We start from the raw sequence: 18262 nt of genomic DNA on the forward strand, positions 1-18262 counted from the left end.
CAAAAAAGACACTATCGGGAAAATGACTTTCCCGGGTGGGTTATCTACACGCGTGTATTACTGCTTTGCATCAAACCCGCCCGATGTGTAACCAAGACATTCGCCTGTAGTGTCTAACGCTCTGGAATAATTTGCAGTTTCAGGAGCTCTTTTAGACGACTGGATGATATTCATCTCAAACTGGACCATCTCAAGAGAGCTTATAAGAAGCTCCTGATTCTGTCCATTTACACGCCTGACATTATTCGTAACTCCAACGAGTCTGTCTCGCTGAATTGCCAGGCTTTTCTGCTCGTCCGGCCTTTTGTCCAATATTGTTATCAGATCGGTCAGTTTTAATGAATTAACATCCATGTTAAGTACGTTGGCTATGTCGCCCATCGTTTCTACTCTTTGTTTTTCCAAACGCTGGATCTTGCCTACTACGCACTGCTCCTCATCCGTGATTTCCGCAAGTGCCGTCAGATCGCCCTCTATGATGATCGCGGTCTTCCGGCTTGACAACCCCAGTAATTGCTCGTAAAGGGTGCACTCACTATCAAGTACCTGCACCAGATTTTCCATTAAACTAGCCACTGGAATTATCCTCCTGTATTTATAATGATGGGCATATGCCCATAAACATTTTTATATCAAGCCTTCAGACTCTTCATATTTAGCAAGAAGCTTTTCTGCAAAGTCCTCTCCGCTCACATCATAGGTTCCATCCTTAATAGCAGCTTTTAGTCTTGCTACGACGTCTTCCCTGACATCCGGAGCAGCACCTACAGCCTGTTTAGCAATCTGGAAGTCTTTTCCGATTGAAGAAAATGATACAGTATCTCTGATATCATTTGTCTTTTTTGATGGCTGTGCTTTGCCTACTTTGCTGTTTGAATAAACCTGCTGAACCTGACTGTATGCTTCTATTCGCATAATCTTTTCCTCCTTCCCTGGAGTATTTTTATATCTACTTCATTTATCGGTAGATATTCACATTACTTTAGTCTTCCCCCTGAAATTCTTAAACTGATTACCAAAAGTTTATTATCTGTTATATATCAGAGAGATATGCCAAATTAAAACTGGCTCAAATGACATATCTCTCTGACATTTTTTAAGAATTTACATGACTTTTATGATAGTAATGCGGCCCTTCTCCTGGGATCTGATACTTTATTTTTTTCGTTCCGGTTTATTTATCGGTACATTAATAAAAAAACTTTAGACTTTTTTTAGAATTAATTTGTGAAAAAATTGTGTTCTTCTAAAATAAAAATTCAAATGACGTATTTTCATGCATTCATGGACTTTATATCCAGGAATATATAATTATTGTGACATATCCGCATCCTATAGTCTTGCGAGATCAACCTGCTGCACTGTGCCAACACCGCCGCTTTCCTTTAAGAAAAGACCGCTTGAGCGCATCATGGCTGTAACTCCAAAGTCCTCACTATTTTGATGCGTATGCTCAGTAGCCACATTTCCAAGATAGATTGCTCCCACATCTGCCTCTTTTAATGATAAAAGAGTATCCGTGCCATCTTCATTTTTAAGCCATACCTTCAAAAGATCATAAATCTCATCATTCTCATCTATCCAGCCATTTCGGTCACTGTCATACTTTGCAAGATCTTTAAATCCATTTCCGCTTCTTGCTCCAAAAAGCTCGTTTCCATTATTTATTATTCCATCACCGTTTCTGTCATAGGCAAGGAACCCACTGCCTTTTCTAAGTGAAGAAATCTTATCCTCTTTGCCGTCGCTGTCAATATCAAAGAAAAAACTCTGATCACTTATACTTGTAACTCCGCTTCCTACATTTATTATAAGCGGATCAACTAAATTCACAGCTCTTGCGGAAACTTCCATATCTGCATACTGCACAAATCTTCTGGAGAGACTAAAATCAATATTGAAATCTATGCTTCTGCCATCTTCAGTAAGTGCCATTCCTTTTCCTGAAAACGTCGTTTCTTCCTCTTCAACATGTGCCATCTGAACTGTAGTCACCGAAACATAGTGACTGCTGGCAATCATGGAAGATGTCTGATGAAGTAAGTGCCTGTAGTTCTTTCCGGGATTTCCTCCGGATAGAATATCCAACAGCTCCAATATTCGCTCGATCATGCTGGCCCTAATCTCTTCCAGCTGATCAATTATTGATACCTCTTCTTCCTGTATCATTCCTGCCCTTGAAGGATTCAGATAGTTATAATTATCACTTCTTATAAAATCATTTCTATCAAGATTTCCTGCGATATATTTATCTCTTTTATCCAAATCTCTTGTAAGGCCTTCTGTTCTTTTTCCCAATTCCTTTCCATTTGAGGTTTCAAGTTCGCTCTGTTTGCGGCCCTGTTCCTGCAAATTCTGTAAAAACAAATCTCTATCTACCACGCCGCTTTGCACCGTAACTGTATTATCTTCATAATACTGGTGAGTCGATACTAGGTTAACGTTACTCTGTGCAATTTTCATGTTGCCTCCTTGAGAAAAACAGGTAACTATTCGCGTGCACATTATATATTTTCGCCGGCGAATGTGCTCACTAAACAGTTACAAAAACGAAAGTGAAAATAGCACAACACAACTCTCCAATCTTTATATCGACTCCTCCTATACGGTTTGTTAGTAATATTGCTAAAGACTAAATATTCAGACTTTTGTTTTTTATTTTGTCACTCCTGCACGTCTCTTTCTCTGGCTCCGTTTACTTCACCTGAAAGGAAATGTCTTCTGCAGACTGAAACATAGGATTCATTACCTCCCATCATGATCTGCTCGCCGCTTCTTACAATCTTCCCATCATGAACCCTTGCATTAAAGTGAGCTCTCCTTCCGCACCAGCAGACTGTAGGAACTTCTTCTATATAATTTGCAATTTCCATAAGCCTCTTTGATCCGCTGAAAAGATGGCTGGTAAAATCAGTTCTAAGTCCATAGCATATTACCGGAAGATCGTATTTATCCACGATCTGAGCCAGCATATCAACCTGATTCTCAGTTAAAAACTGCGCTTCATCAACAATAACACAGTCCAGACTCTTCCATGAATCTGATTTTCCTGTAAGCCACTGCTTTTGGTACATTTCCAAAAACTCTTCAACAAATGTGCACTCCGCGCTAAGTCCGATCCTTGACTTTACTATCTTCTCACCATCACGATTCTCCGTCATTGGCTTTAAAAGGATTGCATTCTGTCCCTTTTCAATATAGTTATAGCGCACCATCAGCGCATTTGCTGTCTTCGAGCTTCCCATTGCCCCATATCTGAAATATAGTTTTCCCATGATTCCCCCTATGCATATGATTTATTTTTTATTGCAATTCTCATTTTTACGCACAAGTTATATTGTACCAAGTAAAAATAATTCATTCCATATAAAATTAATCGTTTCTTTTTGTTCAAAATCTTATGCATCAGGTTTATTTAAAATCGAATATACATTTACCCGACCTGTTACTTTATCTTCATTTATCTTCAATAGCCAATACTTAAGCATAGTTTATATTTTTTTTAGAATTATTAATGTTGACTTTTTGTTCCACATGTTCTATAACATACTTGTAACAAGAAATTAGCAGCCAATCACTTAGAGTGCTAATTAAATTTTATACAAGAATTCTATAGAGAAAAGGAGTGACGAATTATGTTAATGCCTATGCTTTGGAGTAATAATGATATTTTTGACGAGATGGATGACTTATTTGGAAGAGGATTTTTCAATTGGAATGATTCCGATGTCTGCAGAAATGGCCATACTGGCAATAACACAGCTTGTGGAACAAACCTGATGAGAACCGATGTAATCGAGAAAGATAATTGCTATCAGCTTGAAGCTGAACTTCCAGGATTCAATAAGGAGGACATCAGCATCGACCTTAAGAATGACATTCTTACTATCAGTGCTACTCACAGCGACAACAAAGATGAAAAAGATAACGAAGGCAAGTATATCCGCCGTGAAAGACGTTCATCTTCATATCAGAGATCTTTCCACGTTGAAGGTTTAAAGCCTGATGACATTATCGCTCAGTATAGAAACGGAGTTCTCACAGTAAGCATTCCTAAGAAAGAAGCTCTTCCGGAAAAAGAAGAAGTTACAAGAATTGAAGTAAAAGATTGATAATATCGTTTTCATCACCTCTCACCCCCAGCCCTTATCGGTTGGGGGTTTTTACATTATAGTTCATGATATATAGATATATGAAATTACCAATACACATTTTCTGCGGTGTTATGGGAATATCATTTAAGAACATATTCTTTTTTCCTGACTTTTAGTATATATTATAAGAAGAGATGGCTTGTGCATGCTACTATCAAGCGATTGATGATAACAAATTGCTGTTCAAACTCAGATTACGCGAATATTTCACATAGAAATATGTCATAATCCGTAAACATAGCTTCCAGAAAGCATATAACATTACTGAAGAAACAGCATATTAGCATTTCAACAAAGAAATGTCTGCTTTTTACTTATATACCATTACAACATTTTAGGAGATTTTTATGAACGATAAACTTGAATATGAAGGCTATGTTGGAACTATTAATTACGATAAGAAATGTGACTATTACACCGGAGAAGTTGAAATCGACGGAACAATCTATACCTATGAAGGCGATACTTTGGACGAGCTGCGCGAAGATTTCGAAGATATAATCGACTCTATTATTGCTTTTGAGGACATGGATGATGAAGAATAAAAAAAATCCTTCCTCACCTGCAACACCTTACCTTATCATGCTCGCAAGCTTTATTTTTCGTGCTTTCTATGTATCTATGATCTCAATTTATAAAAATCAGCATGATGGTGGAACTCCGTTCACTGCCGGTCATTTAGGCTATATCACCTATTATATTAACAATAATGCTTTCCCAAACTTTGATGTCAGCAAGGTGGATCAGTTCTGGCATCCACCTCTTCACTATTTTTTGACCGCAAATTTCTTGAAAGCGGCCTGGTACCTGTTCCCAGCACAAAATGGCAACTATGAAATCGCCCAGGCGCTTCCTTTATTATATGTAACCTTATCTATTTATTTAATTCATCGCTCACTAAGGCTTTTATTCCCTGACGATCAGCGTGCTTCGAATATAGCCTTATTATTTGCTGCCTTCCAGCCAAGTTTTCTTTTTCGTTCTGCAACGATCAACAACGATGCTCTTGCAACTCTCCTGACTATTGCACCATTATATGTTCTTCTTCACTTAATCAAAGCAGATATGGCTGAATATGACTTTTTTAACCAGAGAGCAATTTTTCTCTCAGAAAACGGGAAGTACGGCTTCCATCTTATAAGCAAACTCCGTATTTCCAAGTTTTTCCACATATTTCTCATGATGCTTTTTTTCATTCTCGGTATGTGGACAAAAAAGTCTGTTATGCTGATTGCCGTTCCGATTGGTCTTGTATTCTTATATGAAGCTTTTAATGGTCAGAAAAAAAATCTTATAACAGCTATAGTTTTATTTGTTATTACTTTACCTATCAGTTTGGGCTGGTATATTTGGATGTATCTAAAATGGAATATTCCATTTAATTTTGTTTGGAATCTGGAAAAACCCGACATGGCAATGGGCTATATTCAAGGACTATCACCCCTTTATCGTATCCTTGATTTTTCCCCTGCTCATTTCAAGTACCATTATGTCTTTGCAGGAAGTAATGTAAATGCAATCGACATTAATCCGCTCACGCTTCTTATCAAGACCTCGGCCAACGACCTCTGGATCTGGTCTTATGTAGACGGTAAAGTAATGAAGTTATCTTACATTATTTTATTATTGCGAATTCTGTTCACTGTTATCTTCGCTGCTTCACTTATTATTCTTATCGCAGACAGAAGAAATAAACCCATCACTCATATAAAAAATAAACTGGCAATCGTCTCTTTTACGATTACCAGCTTGGTTAGTTTTTATGTTTTTGCTTTTCAGAATCCATATATCTGTTCAATGAACTACAGATACATCGAGCCTATAATTCTTTGTGAAGCGATATTTGTTGGATATCTTGCTTCCTTAAACCGCGTGCCACGATGGATTCTTTCTTTATTGACTCTGCTTTTGTGTGTAGCCAGTGTAATGAAGATAATGTATTTCTAATGTAACTGTACTTGTGTAGCTTCGTTAGAAAAAGAAAAATCGCGTTTACTTTCTTATTTTATCAATAGATCCCATAATAACCTGCAGTAAAACCGTTGCCGCATCTTTTCCTGTCTTCATTACTACAGGAATGATCTGCAGTTCCGTAATATGCTCAACAAAATATATTATAAGATATGCCTCAGCAATTCCGACAATCGCACCTAAGAACCTGTCTATATTCCCAACTATCGGGATGTTATGCACTCTTCTGAATGCATCCGCCAGGGATGTCATTACTTTGTATATTATAAACGCAACAACAAAATAACCAATCTTAGGCACAACAGATCCAAATTTTGCAGTGATCAGATTGTGGTAAATGTTTATAATATAGTACACTGCAATGCAGGATGCCAAAACTGCGATAAAACCTGCCATTTCAGCGAAAAGGCCATTATTCAGTCCATAAGACATTCTCCATAAGAAAAGGCAAACAACTACTATCGTCATTATTATCTGCGAGATTTCTGCGCTATTTAATCCATTCAAAATTTTGTCCTCATTTCAGATTCATAGTTTCGATGTTATTTGACGTTACCAAAGTAAATTTGCTGCGCATGTTAGTTGGTATCATCACTTTCACCGGCTCTGAGAATGATCCCATATATTTATCATGTCCCGAGACAGACCTGATAATACATTCATCTTCGTTATAGATTATTATCTGATTGTCATAAAAAACAATATCAGAATATGCAAGATCAAAATATGTTGTTAAGATCATCTGCCCGTCGGAATTATAAACCTGCAATCTATACTGTCCATCTGAAGTGCTATTGGAGAAAACAAGGCCGACGTACTCATCGCTATTAAAGATTGATCTTATTTCTTCATTGCCAATTAAATTCTCAGCCTGGCTTACAGGTTTCTGATCACCCTTATAAAACATGATTCTGTCATCTGATACTGCAAATGCCGTATTGGAATTTATAAATTTAACATAGGGAACAACAACGCCAGGATAATCATATCCACTGGCATAATTATCAATGGCATTTTGTCCAACTGAACCAAAGTTAAAGAAAGCCACACTTGTTTTCAGTGCCCCCTCATCCGGATACAGATAAGATACGCATAAAAGCTCAGCATTCGGCGACAAACTAATTGAAATAGGATATCCGCTGTCTTTCATTGTTGTTTTAAAATTGGCTATAACATTGCCTTTTGAATCGTAGATGTAAATCCATGTCACATCAGTTCCATCCAAAACCGCAGCAACAACGCCCTGACCGGCCACACAGAAATCTCTTATCGGAAGATTAGTATCTATCATCCCCATTGAGCCGCTGGTATTACTAACATAGATAATATGTCCATTATAATCACCTATCGCAACCACGGAATTACAAAAATGCGCTATGGGATTCTGCATCTCATATGTCTGATTCCAAACAGGCTGTCCATTAGATGAAAAGCAGCTCACACCGTCTTTACTGTATTGCACAATATATCCGGATAAATTTATAACCTTGGCATCCATACCATTGGGAATTTTTGCTTCAATAGAAACTGTTGCTTCAGAAAACTCTTTGTTTCGCCAGCTTGTATAAATTGCTGTAACTAAAAGGGCTACAAAAACAATAATAAAAACGGTACTAAAAAAGACTCTTAGCCTGTGGGTTCTTATTTTTTCCTTGTAAGATGTATGCCCTGTCGAAGAAGGACTTATCCCACTGCTTATATTCTGTTTTTTGGCATATGAACTAAAATCTTTAACTTCTGCCAAATTATAACCTCCAATAGCATAAGTACAGCATGCCTGGCAAATGCCAAACGCGCTGTACTGTATGCTTCATCAATATATAATATCTTGAATAACTCACTCAAGATATCAACAAACAAGCCAATCATAATCGACTTATGTCGAAGACTATGTTTGAAGTTCCTTACTATTTACTATTAATCAGTTCATTCGATTTCTGACCTATTACAATCATTTGAACTGATATACTGTTACGCAGTCATAATCTCTTTCAGGTCCAAATACTGCATCAGGAAAACCTTCCTGATTAATTGAATTAGGATAATACTGAGTTTCAAGGCAGAAACCATCTCTTGCTTTATATTCAGTATTGTTTTTTCCACAATTACTCTTAAGGAAGTTTCCAACATATAGCTGAACACCGGGAAGTGTTGTAGAACACTTCAAAGTTATTCCTGTCTTAGGAGACTTTGCAAAAGCAGCCTGTCTAAGCGTTCCTTCCTCGCCATCAACACAGAAATTGTGATCATATCCGCCAACACACTGGAGCTGTTTGTCATCGACTTCGATATCCTGACCGATTGTCTTTCCCTTTGTAAAATCAAATACTGTTCCGGCTACATCCTGGAGTTCTCCTGTAGGAATAGCAGCGGAATCAATTACAGGAGTGAACTTTGATGCATTCAGTTCAAGAGTATGATCCAAAATGCTTCCTGAATCCTGTCCACCAAGGTTAAAATAAACATGGTTTGTCATATTTATAAGAGTCTTGGCATCACTCTTTGCATGGTAATGCAGTTCAAGATTGTTATCATCATCAAGTGTGTACTTAAGTGTAAAGACTCTGTTTCCTGAGAATCCTAAATCGCCATCCTTTGATTCCAGAGTAAATTCCACACTATTTTCACCCTCTTTAGCTTCCCAGATACGCTTATGGAAACCATCATTGAAATCAGTGTGAAGATTATTAGGTCCATCATTTACCGGAAGAGTAAACTCTTTTCCATCAATTGTATACTTTGCGTTTGCAATTCTGTTTGCGGATGGGCCTACAGTTGAACCAAGGAAGCAGTCATTATCAAAATAGTTCTCTGCTTCATCGAATCCCAATACCACATCAACCCTTTTACCATCACTGGTTGGGACAAAAATATTTTTTATTGTGCATCCATAGTTGAGAACAACTGCTTCCATGCCGCAATTATTGTTCAAATGAAATGCAAAAATAGATTGTCCGTCTTTTGTTTTTCCCAACAATTCTTTTGTCACTGCCATTGCAAAATCCTCCTAATTAGAATTATGACTAGTTTGTATTATCACCTATAAATCCCCAAAGCAATCAGGCTTGCTACTCATATCCTGTTGCCAATTTGCACTAAAAGATCACAACTCAGTTCTTCCTTCAAGTGCTCTCAAAAGAGTTACTTCATCAATATATTCCAAATCGCCGCCAACCGGAACTCCACTGGCTATTCGAGTCACTTTGATTCCTGTCGGTTTAATGAGCTTGCTGATATACATAGCTGTAGTCTCACCCTCAAGACTTGAATTGGTTGCAATTATAACTTCATCAACATCCTCAGTCTGAAGCCGCGCCATCAATTCAGTAAGTCTTATGTCCCCAGGACCAATGCCAAGCATAGGTGATATTGCACCATGCAGTACATGATAGACTCCTTCAAACTTACCGGTCTTTTCATATGCTGCCAGATCCCTTGAGTTTTCTACAACCATAATTGTTTTATGGTCCCTATTGTCGTTTCTGCATATTGGACAAATATCATCATCAGTAAGAGTACAGCATACCTTGCAGTAATGAACATTTTCTCTGGCGTTTGTTATTGATTCCGTAAGCTTATGTACTCTGTCTTTTGGTAAATTTATTATGTAAAAAGCAAGTCTTTGTGCCGATTTACCGCCAATTCCCGGAAGGGAAGCAAGCTCATCTATCAGTCGGTTAATATGTCCGCTGTAAAGATCCATTAGAAAGGAAAACCTCCGCCCAAGCCGCCGGTCATTTTATTCATCATTGCTCCACCAGCTTCATCTGCCTGCTTCATTGCTTCGTTTACTGCTGCAAGGATCATATCCTGAAGCATCTCAACATCATCAGGATCAACTGCTTCAGGTGATATTGTTATAGCTTTCACTGTCTTGTTTCCGTAAACTGTAACTTCAACAGCTCCGCCACCTGACTTTGCAGTAAATTCTTTGGTCTCAAGCTCTTTCTGGCTCTCCTCCATCTGGCGCTGCATTCTCTGCGCCTGTTTCATAAGATTGCTCATGTTTCCTGGCATTCCGCCTCCTGGAAATCCACCTCTTTTAGCCATTATTCATTCTCCTTTTCTTCATCTTCTGTTACTATATCAAATTTAATAGCCTGCAGGTCTACATAATTTTCTTCAAAAACCTGCTTTGGCTCAAGATATCTTGTTTCAAACTCAATGTGCTTGCCTATTGAATTATCAAGAAATTCCTGTAATTCCTCTCTGGACTTGTCTTTGGAATACTTCTCAGTAAGCTGCCTGTTATCAAAAACAAACTGAAGCACATCATCGTTACCCAGACTAAGCTTAACCCGTTGCATGTAATTCTTCATCGGGCTTTCCATTCTCATCAAAAGCTTAGACCAGTCCTTAACTACCCTTTGCAGATCCTCAGGCACTGCTCTGTCCAGCACTTTTTTTACCCTGGGAGCTGCGGGTGCGCCGCCTTCACCGGAGGCAAAAGAATTTATTGCAAAAGCTCCTGTCTGTACAGCGTTTAACAGCTTTGAATTTTCTTCATCATGCTGCTCCAAAACCCGAAGTCTGTCCTCAAAAGCCCCTTGCGTAGTCTCCATCTGTGGTTTACATAATTTTATCAGTGCTATCTCTATGAGAATTCTTTTCTGAGAAGCATATCTTATCTGTGACGACAACTCAGAAAAAATCCGGATAAATCTTAAAATCGTATCAATATCAGCCTCTGCTGCCTGCTCTTTTAGCGAAACCAGGTTGTCGGAAGAAATATCGATAACATCTTCCATCTGGTCAGAAGCCTGAACCAGCATAAGATTCCTTAAATACCAGACAAAATCATTAACGAACTGAGCAAGCTCACGTCCCTGAATAACAATATCTGCCAGAATCTTTAGTGCTTCGTTTGCGTCCTGCTTAAACAGTGCAGAAAAAAGTCTGCTGAAAACCTCTGTATCAACTGCTCCAAGAACATTTAACACTCTGTCATAGGTAAGCGTTTCGCCATAATTGAATGCAATACACTGATCTAAAAGGCTGAGAGAATCACGCATTGAACCATCTCCCATTTTAGCGACATACCTAAGTGCTCTTTCTTCAACCTCAATTCCTTCAGCATCTACAACCTCGCGAAGTCTGGACTCGATAGTATCTATCGTTATCCTGTGGAAATCATATCGCTGACATCTGGACAAAATCGTAATCGGGAGTTTATGCACTTCTGTAGTAGCAAGAATAAACATAACATATGACGGCGGTTCTTCCAGCGTTTTAAGCAGTGCATTAAACGCTCCTGTCGAAAGCATGTGAACCTCGTCGATTATATAGACTTTCTTTTTTCCCTTGGTGGGAGAATATGAGACCTCATCAATGATCTCTCTGACATTTTCAACACCATTATTAGATGCAGCGTCGATTTCTATAACATTCATGCTGTTGCCCGCTGCAATTTCTTTGCACATCTCACACTCACCGCATGGACTGCCGTCCACCGGATGTTCACAATTGATTGCTCTGGCCAAAATCTTCGCAACAGAAGTCTTACCTGTTCCGCGAGTTCCGCAGAACAGGTAAGCATGTCCAACTCTATCTGATTTGATCTGATTCTTGAGTGTGGTAACAATATGATCCTGGCCTTTGACATCTTCAAAGACCGGAGGTCTGAACTTACGATAAAGAGCTACATAACTCATTCAAAAAATATCTCCACCAAACTAATTCTTTATATATGTACTCCCCAATACACATATAATAAAACTTTTATCAAAAATAAAAACTCCAACATTTAATCACCGAAGCATACGCCAAGCATCTTAGCCTCTCTAATAATGCTTGCTTCAGGTGATACATACTTTAATTTTCCTGCTATCTCAGACAGCGGAACCTTAACGATTTCCCTGTTTTTATATGCCACCATATAACCAAACTCTTTATTGAGAATAAGCTGTCCTGCTTCAGTGCCAAGCCTTGAAGCAAAAACTCTGTCATACGGATCCGGAGCGCCACCGCGCTGCATATGTCCGGGAACAGTGACTCTTACTTCATTTCCGGTTCTCTTCTGTATCTCATCAGCTATTTCATAAGATACTGAAGGGAATGGCGACTTTGCAAGTTTCTCCTTGTATTCCTTCTTGGATAACTTGGCATCCTTCTTGGAAATAGCGCCTTCGGCAACAGCAATAATAGTAAATCTGCTGCCTCTCTTGTTCCTGGCATCAATCGCTTCACAAACCTTGTCAATATCATAAGGGATTTCAGGGATCAGGATAACATCAGCACCTCCTGCAATTCCTGCATTAAGCGTAAGCCATCCAACTTTGTGTCCCATTACTTCTATAATAAATACTCTGCCATGAGAATCAGCTGTCGTGTGTATATTATCTATAACATTTGTTGCAACATCTACTGCACTCTGAAAACCAAATGTCATATCAGTTCCCCATAGGTCATTATCTATGGTTTTAGGAAGAGAGACAATATTTAATCCTTCTTCACTTAAAAGATTGGCTGTCTTCTGAGAACCATTACCGCCAAGTACAACCAGACAATCAAGCTGCAATTTGTAATAGTTCTGTTTCATAGCCTCAACTTTATCCAGACCATTTTCATCTGGCTCCTTAATAGTCTTAAAAGGTGTTCGTGAACTTCCAAGAATAGTACCACCTTTTGTCAGGATGCCTGAAAAGTCTTTTGATGTGAGCATTCTGAAATCACTGTAAATAAGCCCTCTATAGCCATTTAAAAAGCCATAGAACTCAAACTGCTCACCGCTGTGCGCAATACACTTAACAACGCCGCGCATTGCTGCATTCAAAGCCTGACAGTCACCACCACTAGTCAACATACCAATTCTCATCATGTGAAAAGGCCTCCTTTGAAAACTGCTTTTTGTAAACGCACACTACTAATGATTATACAAAATAATGGCGTCAATGCCAAGTAATGCGTTGACGCCACTTCATTAAAAAAGTATAATGTAACTTACGCGGAGTTGTACCCAAGTGGTTGAAGGGTCCGGATTCGAAATCCGGTAGGTCGGCTCGTCCGGCGCAGGGGTTCAAATCCCCTCAACTCCGTTTTGGCTCTGCCTGATTGGCAGAGCCTTTTTCATTGTCTTTTATTATTGATTCTTAAATTGCACTAGTTCTTAAAGAATGCTATATCAGCGCTAAGCCTCTTGGAAATATCCTTTAATGTGTCAGCTGACGACGCAAGTGTGGTTACCGTAGCGGACAGTTCTTCCATCGACGCGCCAGTTTCTTCTGAAGAAGCAGCATTTTCTTCTGAAATTGCAGAAAGAGCACTCATCGTATCAACAACAGCATCTTTTGACTGGTCGCATATGGTAGCACCATTTGAAATATGCTGTACTCCTCCGACTGTTCTTTCAATATCTTCAAGCATTCCATTAACTGCTTCAAAGGTCTCACTAAGAGCAATCTGTTGCTCGCTATTTCCGTTCTTCACGTCATCAGCAGCAACAACCGCTGCATCTGACTGCTCAAGTAGCTTCTCCATTTCTATCTTTATATCATCTGCCATCTTCTTGGAATCTTCAGCAAGGGTTCCTATCTCACCTGCAACTACCGCAAATCCTTTTCCAGCTTCTCCCGCCCTGGCTGCCTCAATAGAAGCATTTAAGGATAGCAGATTGGTCTGGGTTGCAATATTGGTGATACCCATAACCTTCTCTCCGATTACATTGACAGCATCTTTCGTTGCCTGAATCGTTCTTGAAATTTCCTCTATCTTTTCCGTCATTTCTGTAGAAGATTCCTGCAATGACCTAAGCGATTCGCTAGATACCTCAGAAGCTTTCTTCATCTTCTGAGCGATGCCTGATAATTCTTCTGAAGATCCTTGAACATCTGTAACAGCCTCCCCAATCTTTCCAACATTCTCTGTTGCTTCCTGTATCTCGTCTGCCTGCTGAGTTGCCCCTGAAGCAATCTCCTGTACGGCATTTGATACATCTTCTGTTGTCTGAGATATCTGACTTGCTGCTAATGGCTGCCCCAAAGGCAAGGTCAATACATTTTTTACATATATAATAAAAAAGAGAAGCATTTTTACTTCTCTCTTTCAGCCATGATCATTCCTTTTTCTCTTTCAAAACAACACCGTCGTATTGAGCCTTAAACTGCTCATAAGAGGCATTCCAATCATCATAAGAGTTATCCCCTGCATGGCTCTTAAGGTCATAATTGTTTACAAGGTATTCACCTAAATAATGTGTCAGCTTGGCAGCTCCTTTTACATTAGCGTGATCTGTATCTGATAAATCTATGGAATAATCCACCACACAGTCTTCCATCACAGTAAAATCAATAAACGGAACATTGTATTTTTGAGCTGTAACAGACGCTGCATTTATCCTCGCCTGCTTTTCTTCAGTGTTCACTTCAGGAGAATGAACAAACACTACCTGTATACCTTTTTCCTGAAGCTCTTCCACTGTTTTTTCCAAATACATAACACCTTCTGTCTGTGTAGCAGCCTCATCTATACGATATTCATATTCAGGCCTTTCAAAGGCTGTATACTCCAGGTTGGCTGCATACCCCCTCAGCTTTGAATAATCCGTTGAGAAGTCTTCTTCTGTCAGTTCTTTCCATCTGTCATGGTAAATAATGATATCAAATAAAAGCTCGTGTCTTGGATCAGAAGGACTAAGCACATCATAAACTGCTTTTATCTTTGTTAGCGAAAGCGGAAATCGGTCCCAGGCAAGATGTACACTATACATATCCTTGTATTTTTCAGACTGACCATATTGACTGACCTCAATAACAACCACCTTAGGAGTTGTATAGTTAAGTGCATTCTTTATAGTCCAGTATGTCACAGGTAATCTTTCTGAAGTGTTACCAAAATTATACGAAGTAATACCACATTCGCCCCATAGCTGCAGCGGGTTTACCATTAGCTGCATGTTGCTGCTTCCAAAAAACAGAACATCATAATCATTTTTCTCTCTGAAAAAACCTTCATACTTAACATAAGCATCTTTTCTTTCAAGAATCTTTGATGAATACAGAACCATCAGCACAAGCAACAGCCCTCCTGCCACCACTTGCACAATCGCCTTTAACGATTTGGAATTCATTTATTAAAAACCTCCGTAGATAAAGTCAGCAGCGTTGTAGGATGAACCGTAGATTCCAAAGATCAGGGTTATCATTATAACCCCTGCAGTAAGCGCATATCTGAAAAGCCATGGCTGAGCAGCAATATGTTCGCGAATCTTCATACCACTTTCCTGTCTTATGCTAACAATATACCAAATAACCACTCCGACACCGACCACAAAAAAATCTTTGTACGTAAGACTGTACAGCTCAATATCTGTGATAATTCTATACCATTTGAAATTATGGATTATCTGATCTGTAAGTCTTAGAAATCCACTGAAAGAGCCGGTGATAGTGAACATTTCACCAATTGAGATCAAAATCCAGGTACGTGCTCTTCCAAATAATTTCATGGCATAACTATCATTATTCAAAGAAAAGCAGCGGTTTAAAAAGCTAAAGACCGGTTCAAATATCTGAGCGCTCGCCATTACAATACCATGCCAAAGTCCATAGGCAATGTAAGCAAAACTGAACTCATGCCAAAGTCCAATCAGCAAAAATGTAATTACAGAAACAATTCCTGCCGGGATTGTTTTTCCCAAATGTGCGTTTCTTTTTGAAAGCTTTGAAGAAAAATTAGCGTAGGTCTTTGAAAATGCTAAAGGATAGAAAACATAGTCCCTTATCCAGTTACTAAGCGACATATGCCACCTATGCCAATATTCGCCTATTGTAGTAGCAAAGAAAGGTCTCCTGAAATTCTCTTCCAGGGTTATCCCGAACATTTCCGAAATGCCGCGGACCATATCTATTCCGCCCGAGAAATCTGCATACAATTGAATATTAAATAAGAATACAGCTGTGATTACAATTGATCCCGCAGGTGAATCAGTCTGTTCTGTAACCGTGTTTACGAACAATGACAATCTGTCTGCAATAACAAGTTTTTTAAACAGTCCCCACAAAAAAAGCCATAAGCCTGATCTTACCTGAGCAAAGTCAAATTTATGTCTTTGAAAAAACTGAGGATTTAGTTTATCAAATCTGTTAATGGGTCCCTGGATAATCTGAGGAAAGTAGGATACAAAAAGTGCATAGTGTAAGAAGTTTCGCTCAGCTTTTACCTCTCCTCTGTAGACATCGATAAGATATCCGATTGACTGAAATGTATAAAAAGACATTCCAAGGGGAAGGATCAACCATGAAAACGGAAGAAATTTTTTGCACTTGAATACCATAAGCATTCCAAAAGCGACAACAGCAATTAAAGTCAAAAGAAGCTTTTTCTTTTTGGAAATCATGGCCTTAAATGCTTTTTTCTCTTCCTTTGTCCATCTTTCTTTATTGTCTTTTAAGCTATTCTTCTGATAGTTCGTAAACTGTTCCAGCTTTATCGCGCCCAAAAAAGTCATAACAGTTGTAACAACTAAGAATACAGAATATCTTAGATCTGTATATAAATAAAAACCAATACTCCCCACTAAAAGCACGATCCACTGATGATTCTTAAATATAGAATAATAGACTAAAAGAAGAATCGCTACAAACAACAAAAACGAAAATGAATAAACCACTTTAAATATCCTCCAGCTCTGCAAGCTTTTTTCTATCAATCTTGTCATGAGCATTCATTGGAAGCGTATGTAAATAAACAAACTTATTAGGAAGCATATATGAAGGAAGATACTTTCTGATCTGTTTGATTATAATATCATCGCATTCAGCCTCAGCGCTGTAAAAAAGATATATCATCTCTTTTGACTCTTTATACACAGCACAAGCCATTTTTATCTCATCGAGAGCATTGACCACAGTTTCAATCTCGCCCATCTCGATACGATGTCCCATGTGCTTGATCTGATGATCGCTTCGACCCGCATAGTAAAAATTGCCTGACTCATCATAATATCCAATATCCCCGGTCCTGTACATCAGATCTTGATATGCCGTTACTTCCGGATCCTGGACAAAGGCTTTTTCTGTCTGCTGCGAATTTCTATAATAACCCAGAGCAAGACAAGACCCCTTTACACATATCTCACCTTTCTCACCGGCTTTACGTATTCTTTGCATTGTGTCGGGATTTATAAGGAGCATTTCTGTATTGGCAAAGCTTTTTCCAATAGGAATGCTGTCAGTATCATTTAATCTGTCCTTTATTATGTAGCTGCTGCAGTTGCAGGTAATCTCGGTAGGACCATACAGATTTACAAAAGTTGCGTCTTTCCAATAATCCATCAGATAATTAAGGCATTTTACCGGCATTATCTCTCCAGAAAACATAACAAGAGAAATGCTATCCGGAACACATGCATCAAAAAGCTTAAAATTCTGAACGATTCTAAGCGCAGATACTGCCCATATCAGCACATTAACGTTATTTTCTTCCAAATATGGAAAAAGAGCCGCAGGCATAACAAAATAACTCTTAGGCACAATTACCACTGTACCACCCAGATTAAGACTGTTATAGATATCTTTTACAGAAACATCGAAATCAAAGGGTGCCTGATTTGCAAATACCGGCAGTTCAGGAAACGGAAAACTCTCTGCAAATCTGTGCACAAGGTCAATAACACTTCTGTGACTTACAATAACACTTTTAGGAACTCCGGTTGTTCCGGATGTAAAAATTGCATATACAGGATCTGTATCAATTGCAAATTCTCTGATTTTTTTAATCGATTCGAGGTAGTCATCACCAATTTCTTCTGACTGCTCAAGCAATGAGTCGAAAGAGTCTGCTTCTACAGGAAGTTTTCTTTTTGTAGCTGAAATACAACATACAGGCTGGAGCGTATCAAGCATAGCCTGTATTCTGTCTATGGGAAGTGTCGGATCGATAGGTACATAAAAATTCCCGCTGTATACAACCGCAAGAAATAGCTGAAGACTTCTAATATTCCTGTCGATGAAAACAGCAACAGGTTTATTTTTTTCAAAAAGTTCCAAATTCGCATTTTTGCGTATAACAAAAGCAATCTTTTGACTTCTGGTCAAGAGATTGTTATAGTCTATAGCTTCATCTTTATCTTTAAAAGCCACCCGATCCGGATGCTTTTCAGCGCTGCTCTCCAAAAAGCTTAATACATTATACTCATTCAT

18 protein-coding genes and 1 tRNA gene are annotated in these 18262 nt (G+C 38.7%); 4 read left to right on the top strand and 15 right to left on the bottom strand.

Annotated elements, in window-relative coordinates:
- Positions 1 to 57 precede the first annotated feature (57 nt).
- From BM086_RS05620 to BM086_RS05635, 4 genes are all read right to left on the bottom strand, one after another.
- The gene (locus BM086_RS05620; RefSeq protein WP_242952131.1) at positions 58 to 576 is read right to left on the bottom strand and encodes a flagellar protein FlgN; all 519 of its coding nucleotides are present in this window, start codon (positions 574 to 576) and stop codon (positions 58 to 60) included.
- A gap of 51 nt (positions 577 to 627) precedes the next feature.
- Positions 628 to 915 (bottom strand): flagellar biosynthesis anti-sigma factor FlgM, encoded by a 288-nt coding sequence (gene flgM, locus BM086_RS05625; RefSeq protein WP_092324693.1) that lies wholly within the window; start codon positions 913 to 915, stop codon positions 628 to 630.
- Positions 916 to 1332: 417 nt separating this feature from the next.
- Positions 1333 to 2463 carry a hypothetical protein gene (locus BM086_RS05630; protein ID WP_092324696.1) on the bottom strand — a complete coding sequence of 377 codons (1131 nt, stop codon included), beginning with the start codon at positions 2461 to 2463 and terminating at the stop codon, positions 1333 to 1335.
- A 200-nt stretch (positions 2464 to 2663) separates the two neighbouring features.
- Positions 2664 to 3275, bottom strand: coding sequence for a thymidine kinase (locus BM086_RS05635; RefSeq protein ID WP_092324699.1), 612 nt, complete (start codon positions 3273 to 3275; stop codon positions 2664 to 2666).
- A gap of 360 nt (positions 3276 to 3635) precedes the next feature.
- Here BM086_RS05635 and BM086_RS05640 point away from each other — a divergent pair, with 360 nt between their 5' ends.
- The 3 genes from BM086_RS05640 to BM086_RS05650 all read left to right on the top strand — a co-directional run bounded on the left by BM086_RS05640 (position 3636) and on the right by BM086_RS05650 (position 6101).
- Positions 3636 to 4112 carry an Hsp20/alpha crystallin family protein gene (locus BM086_RS05640; RefSeq protein WP_092324702.1) on the top strand — a complete coding sequence of 159 codons (477 nt, stop codon included), beginning with the start codon at positions 3636 to 3638 and terminating at the stop codon, positions 4110 to 4112.
- 389 nt (positions 4113 to 4501) lie between these two features.
- Positions 4502 to 4699 carry a hypothetical protein gene (locus BM086_RS05645; RefSeq protein WP_092324704.1) on the top strand — a complete coding sequence of 66 codons (198 nt, stop codon included), beginning with the start codon at positions 4502 to 4504 and terminating at the stop codon, positions 4697 to 4699.
- Positions 4686 to 6101 carry a hypothetical protein gene (locus BM086_RS05650; RefSeq protein ID WP_092324707.1) on the top strand — a complete coding sequence of 472 codons (1416 nt, stop codon included), beginning with the start codon at positions 4686 to 4688 and terminating at the stop codon, positions 6099 to 6101. Before BM086_RS05645 ends, BM086_RS05650 begins: the two co-directional genes overlap by 14 nt.
- Before the next feature lie 45 nt (positions 6102 to 6146).
- Here BM086_RS05650 and BM086_RS05655 read toward each other — a convergent pair whose 3' ends face one another.
- The 7 genes from BM086_RS05655 to BM086_RS05685 form a co-directional block, all read right to left on the bottom strand.
- The gene (locus BM086_RS05655; protein WP_092324710.1) at positions 6147 to 6632 is read right to left on the bottom strand and encodes a CvpA family protein; all 486 of its coding nucleotides are present in this window, start codon (positions 6630 to 6632) and stop codon (positions 6147 to 6149) included.
- 10 nt (positions 6633 to 6642) lie between these two features.
- Positions 6643 to 7869 (bottom strand): DUF5711 family protein, encoded by a 1227-nt coding sequence (locus tag BM086_RS05660; RefSeq protein WP_092324712.1) that lies wholly within the window; start codon positions 7867 to 7869, stop codon positions 6643 to 6645.
- Between the two features lie 207 nt (positions 7870 to 8076).
- Positions 8077 to 9120: an aldose epimerase family protein gene (locus tag BM086_RS05665; RefSeq protein WP_092324714.1), complete on the bottom strand. Its 1044-nt coding sequence runs from the start codon at positions 9118 to 9120 to the stop codon at positions 8077 to 8079.
- A gap of 108 nt (positions 9121 to 9228) precedes the next feature.
- The gene (gene recR / locus BM086_RS05670) at positions 9229 to 9828 is read right to left on the bottom strand and encodes a recombination mediator RecR (protein ID WP_092324716.1); all 600 of its coding nucleotides are present in this window, start codon (positions 9826 to 9828) and stop codon (positions 9229 to 9231) included.
- A complete protein-coding gene (locus BM086_RS05675; RefSeq protein ID WP_092324718.1) occupies positions 9828 to 10175 on the bottom strand; it encodes a YbaB/EbfC family nucleoid-associated protein in 348 nt (115 codons plus the stop codon). The genes recR and BM086_RS05675 overlap by 1 nt, the downstream gene beginning before the upstream one ends.
- The gene (gene dnaX, locus BM086_RS05680) at positions 10175 to 11776 is read right to left on the bottom strand and encodes a DNA polymerase III subunit gamma/tau (protein ID WP_092324720.1); all 1602 of its coding nucleotides are present in this window, start codon (positions 11774 to 11776) and stop codon (positions 10175 to 10177) included. The genes BM086_RS05675 and dnaX overlap by 1 nt, the downstream gene beginning before the upstream one ends.
- 92 nt (positions 11777 to 11868) lie before the next feature.
- The gene (locus BM086_RS05685) at positions 11869 to 12942 is read right to left on the bottom strand and encodes a 6-phosphofructokinase (protein WP_092324722.1); all 1074 of its coding nucleotides are present in this window, start codon (positions 12940 to 12942) and stop codon (positions 11869 to 11871) included.
- Positions 12943 to 13070: 128 nt separating this feature from the next.
- On the opposite strand from BM086_RS05685, the gene BM086_RS05690 reads away from it, so the two are divergent.
- Positions 13071 to 13159: transfer RNA gene (locus BM086_RS05690), tRNA-Ser, on the top strand.
- Between the two features lie 64 nt (positions 13160 to 13223).
- Here the strand turns inward: BM086_RS05690 and BM086_RS05695 are convergent.
- From BM086_RS05695 to BM086_RS05710, 4 genes are read right to left on the bottom strand one after another with little or no spacing between them, the layout of a single operon-like run.
- Positions 13224 to 14150: a methyl-accepting chemotaxis protein gene (locus BM086_RS05695; protein ID WP_092324724.1), complete on the bottom strand. Its 927-nt coding sequence runs from the start codon at positions 14148 to 14150 to the stop codon at positions 13224 to 13226.
- 25 nt (positions 14151 to 14175) lie between these two features.
- A complete protein-coding gene (locus BM086_RS05700) occupies positions 14176 to 15189 on the bottom strand; it encodes a hypothetical protein (protein WP_092324726.1) in 1014 nt (337 codons plus the stop codon).
- A 3-nt stretch (positions 15190 to 15192) separates the two neighbouring features.
- Positions 15193 to 16731, bottom strand: coding sequence for an MBOAT family O-acyltransferase (locus tag BM086_RS05705; protein ID WP_175560125.1), 1539 nt, complete (start codon positions 16729 to 16731; stop codon positions 15193 to 15195).
- 1 nt (position 16732) lies between these two features.
- Entirely contained in the window at positions 16733 to 18262 is a 1530-nt protein-coding gene (locus tag BM086_RS05710) for an amino acid adenylation domain-containing protein (protein ID WP_092324731.1), read from the bottom strand.

Source organism: Butyrivibrio sp. YAB3001 (assembly GCF_900112195.1).
GTDB lineage: Bacteria > Bacillota > Clostridia > Lachnospirales > Lachnospiraceae > Butyrivibrio.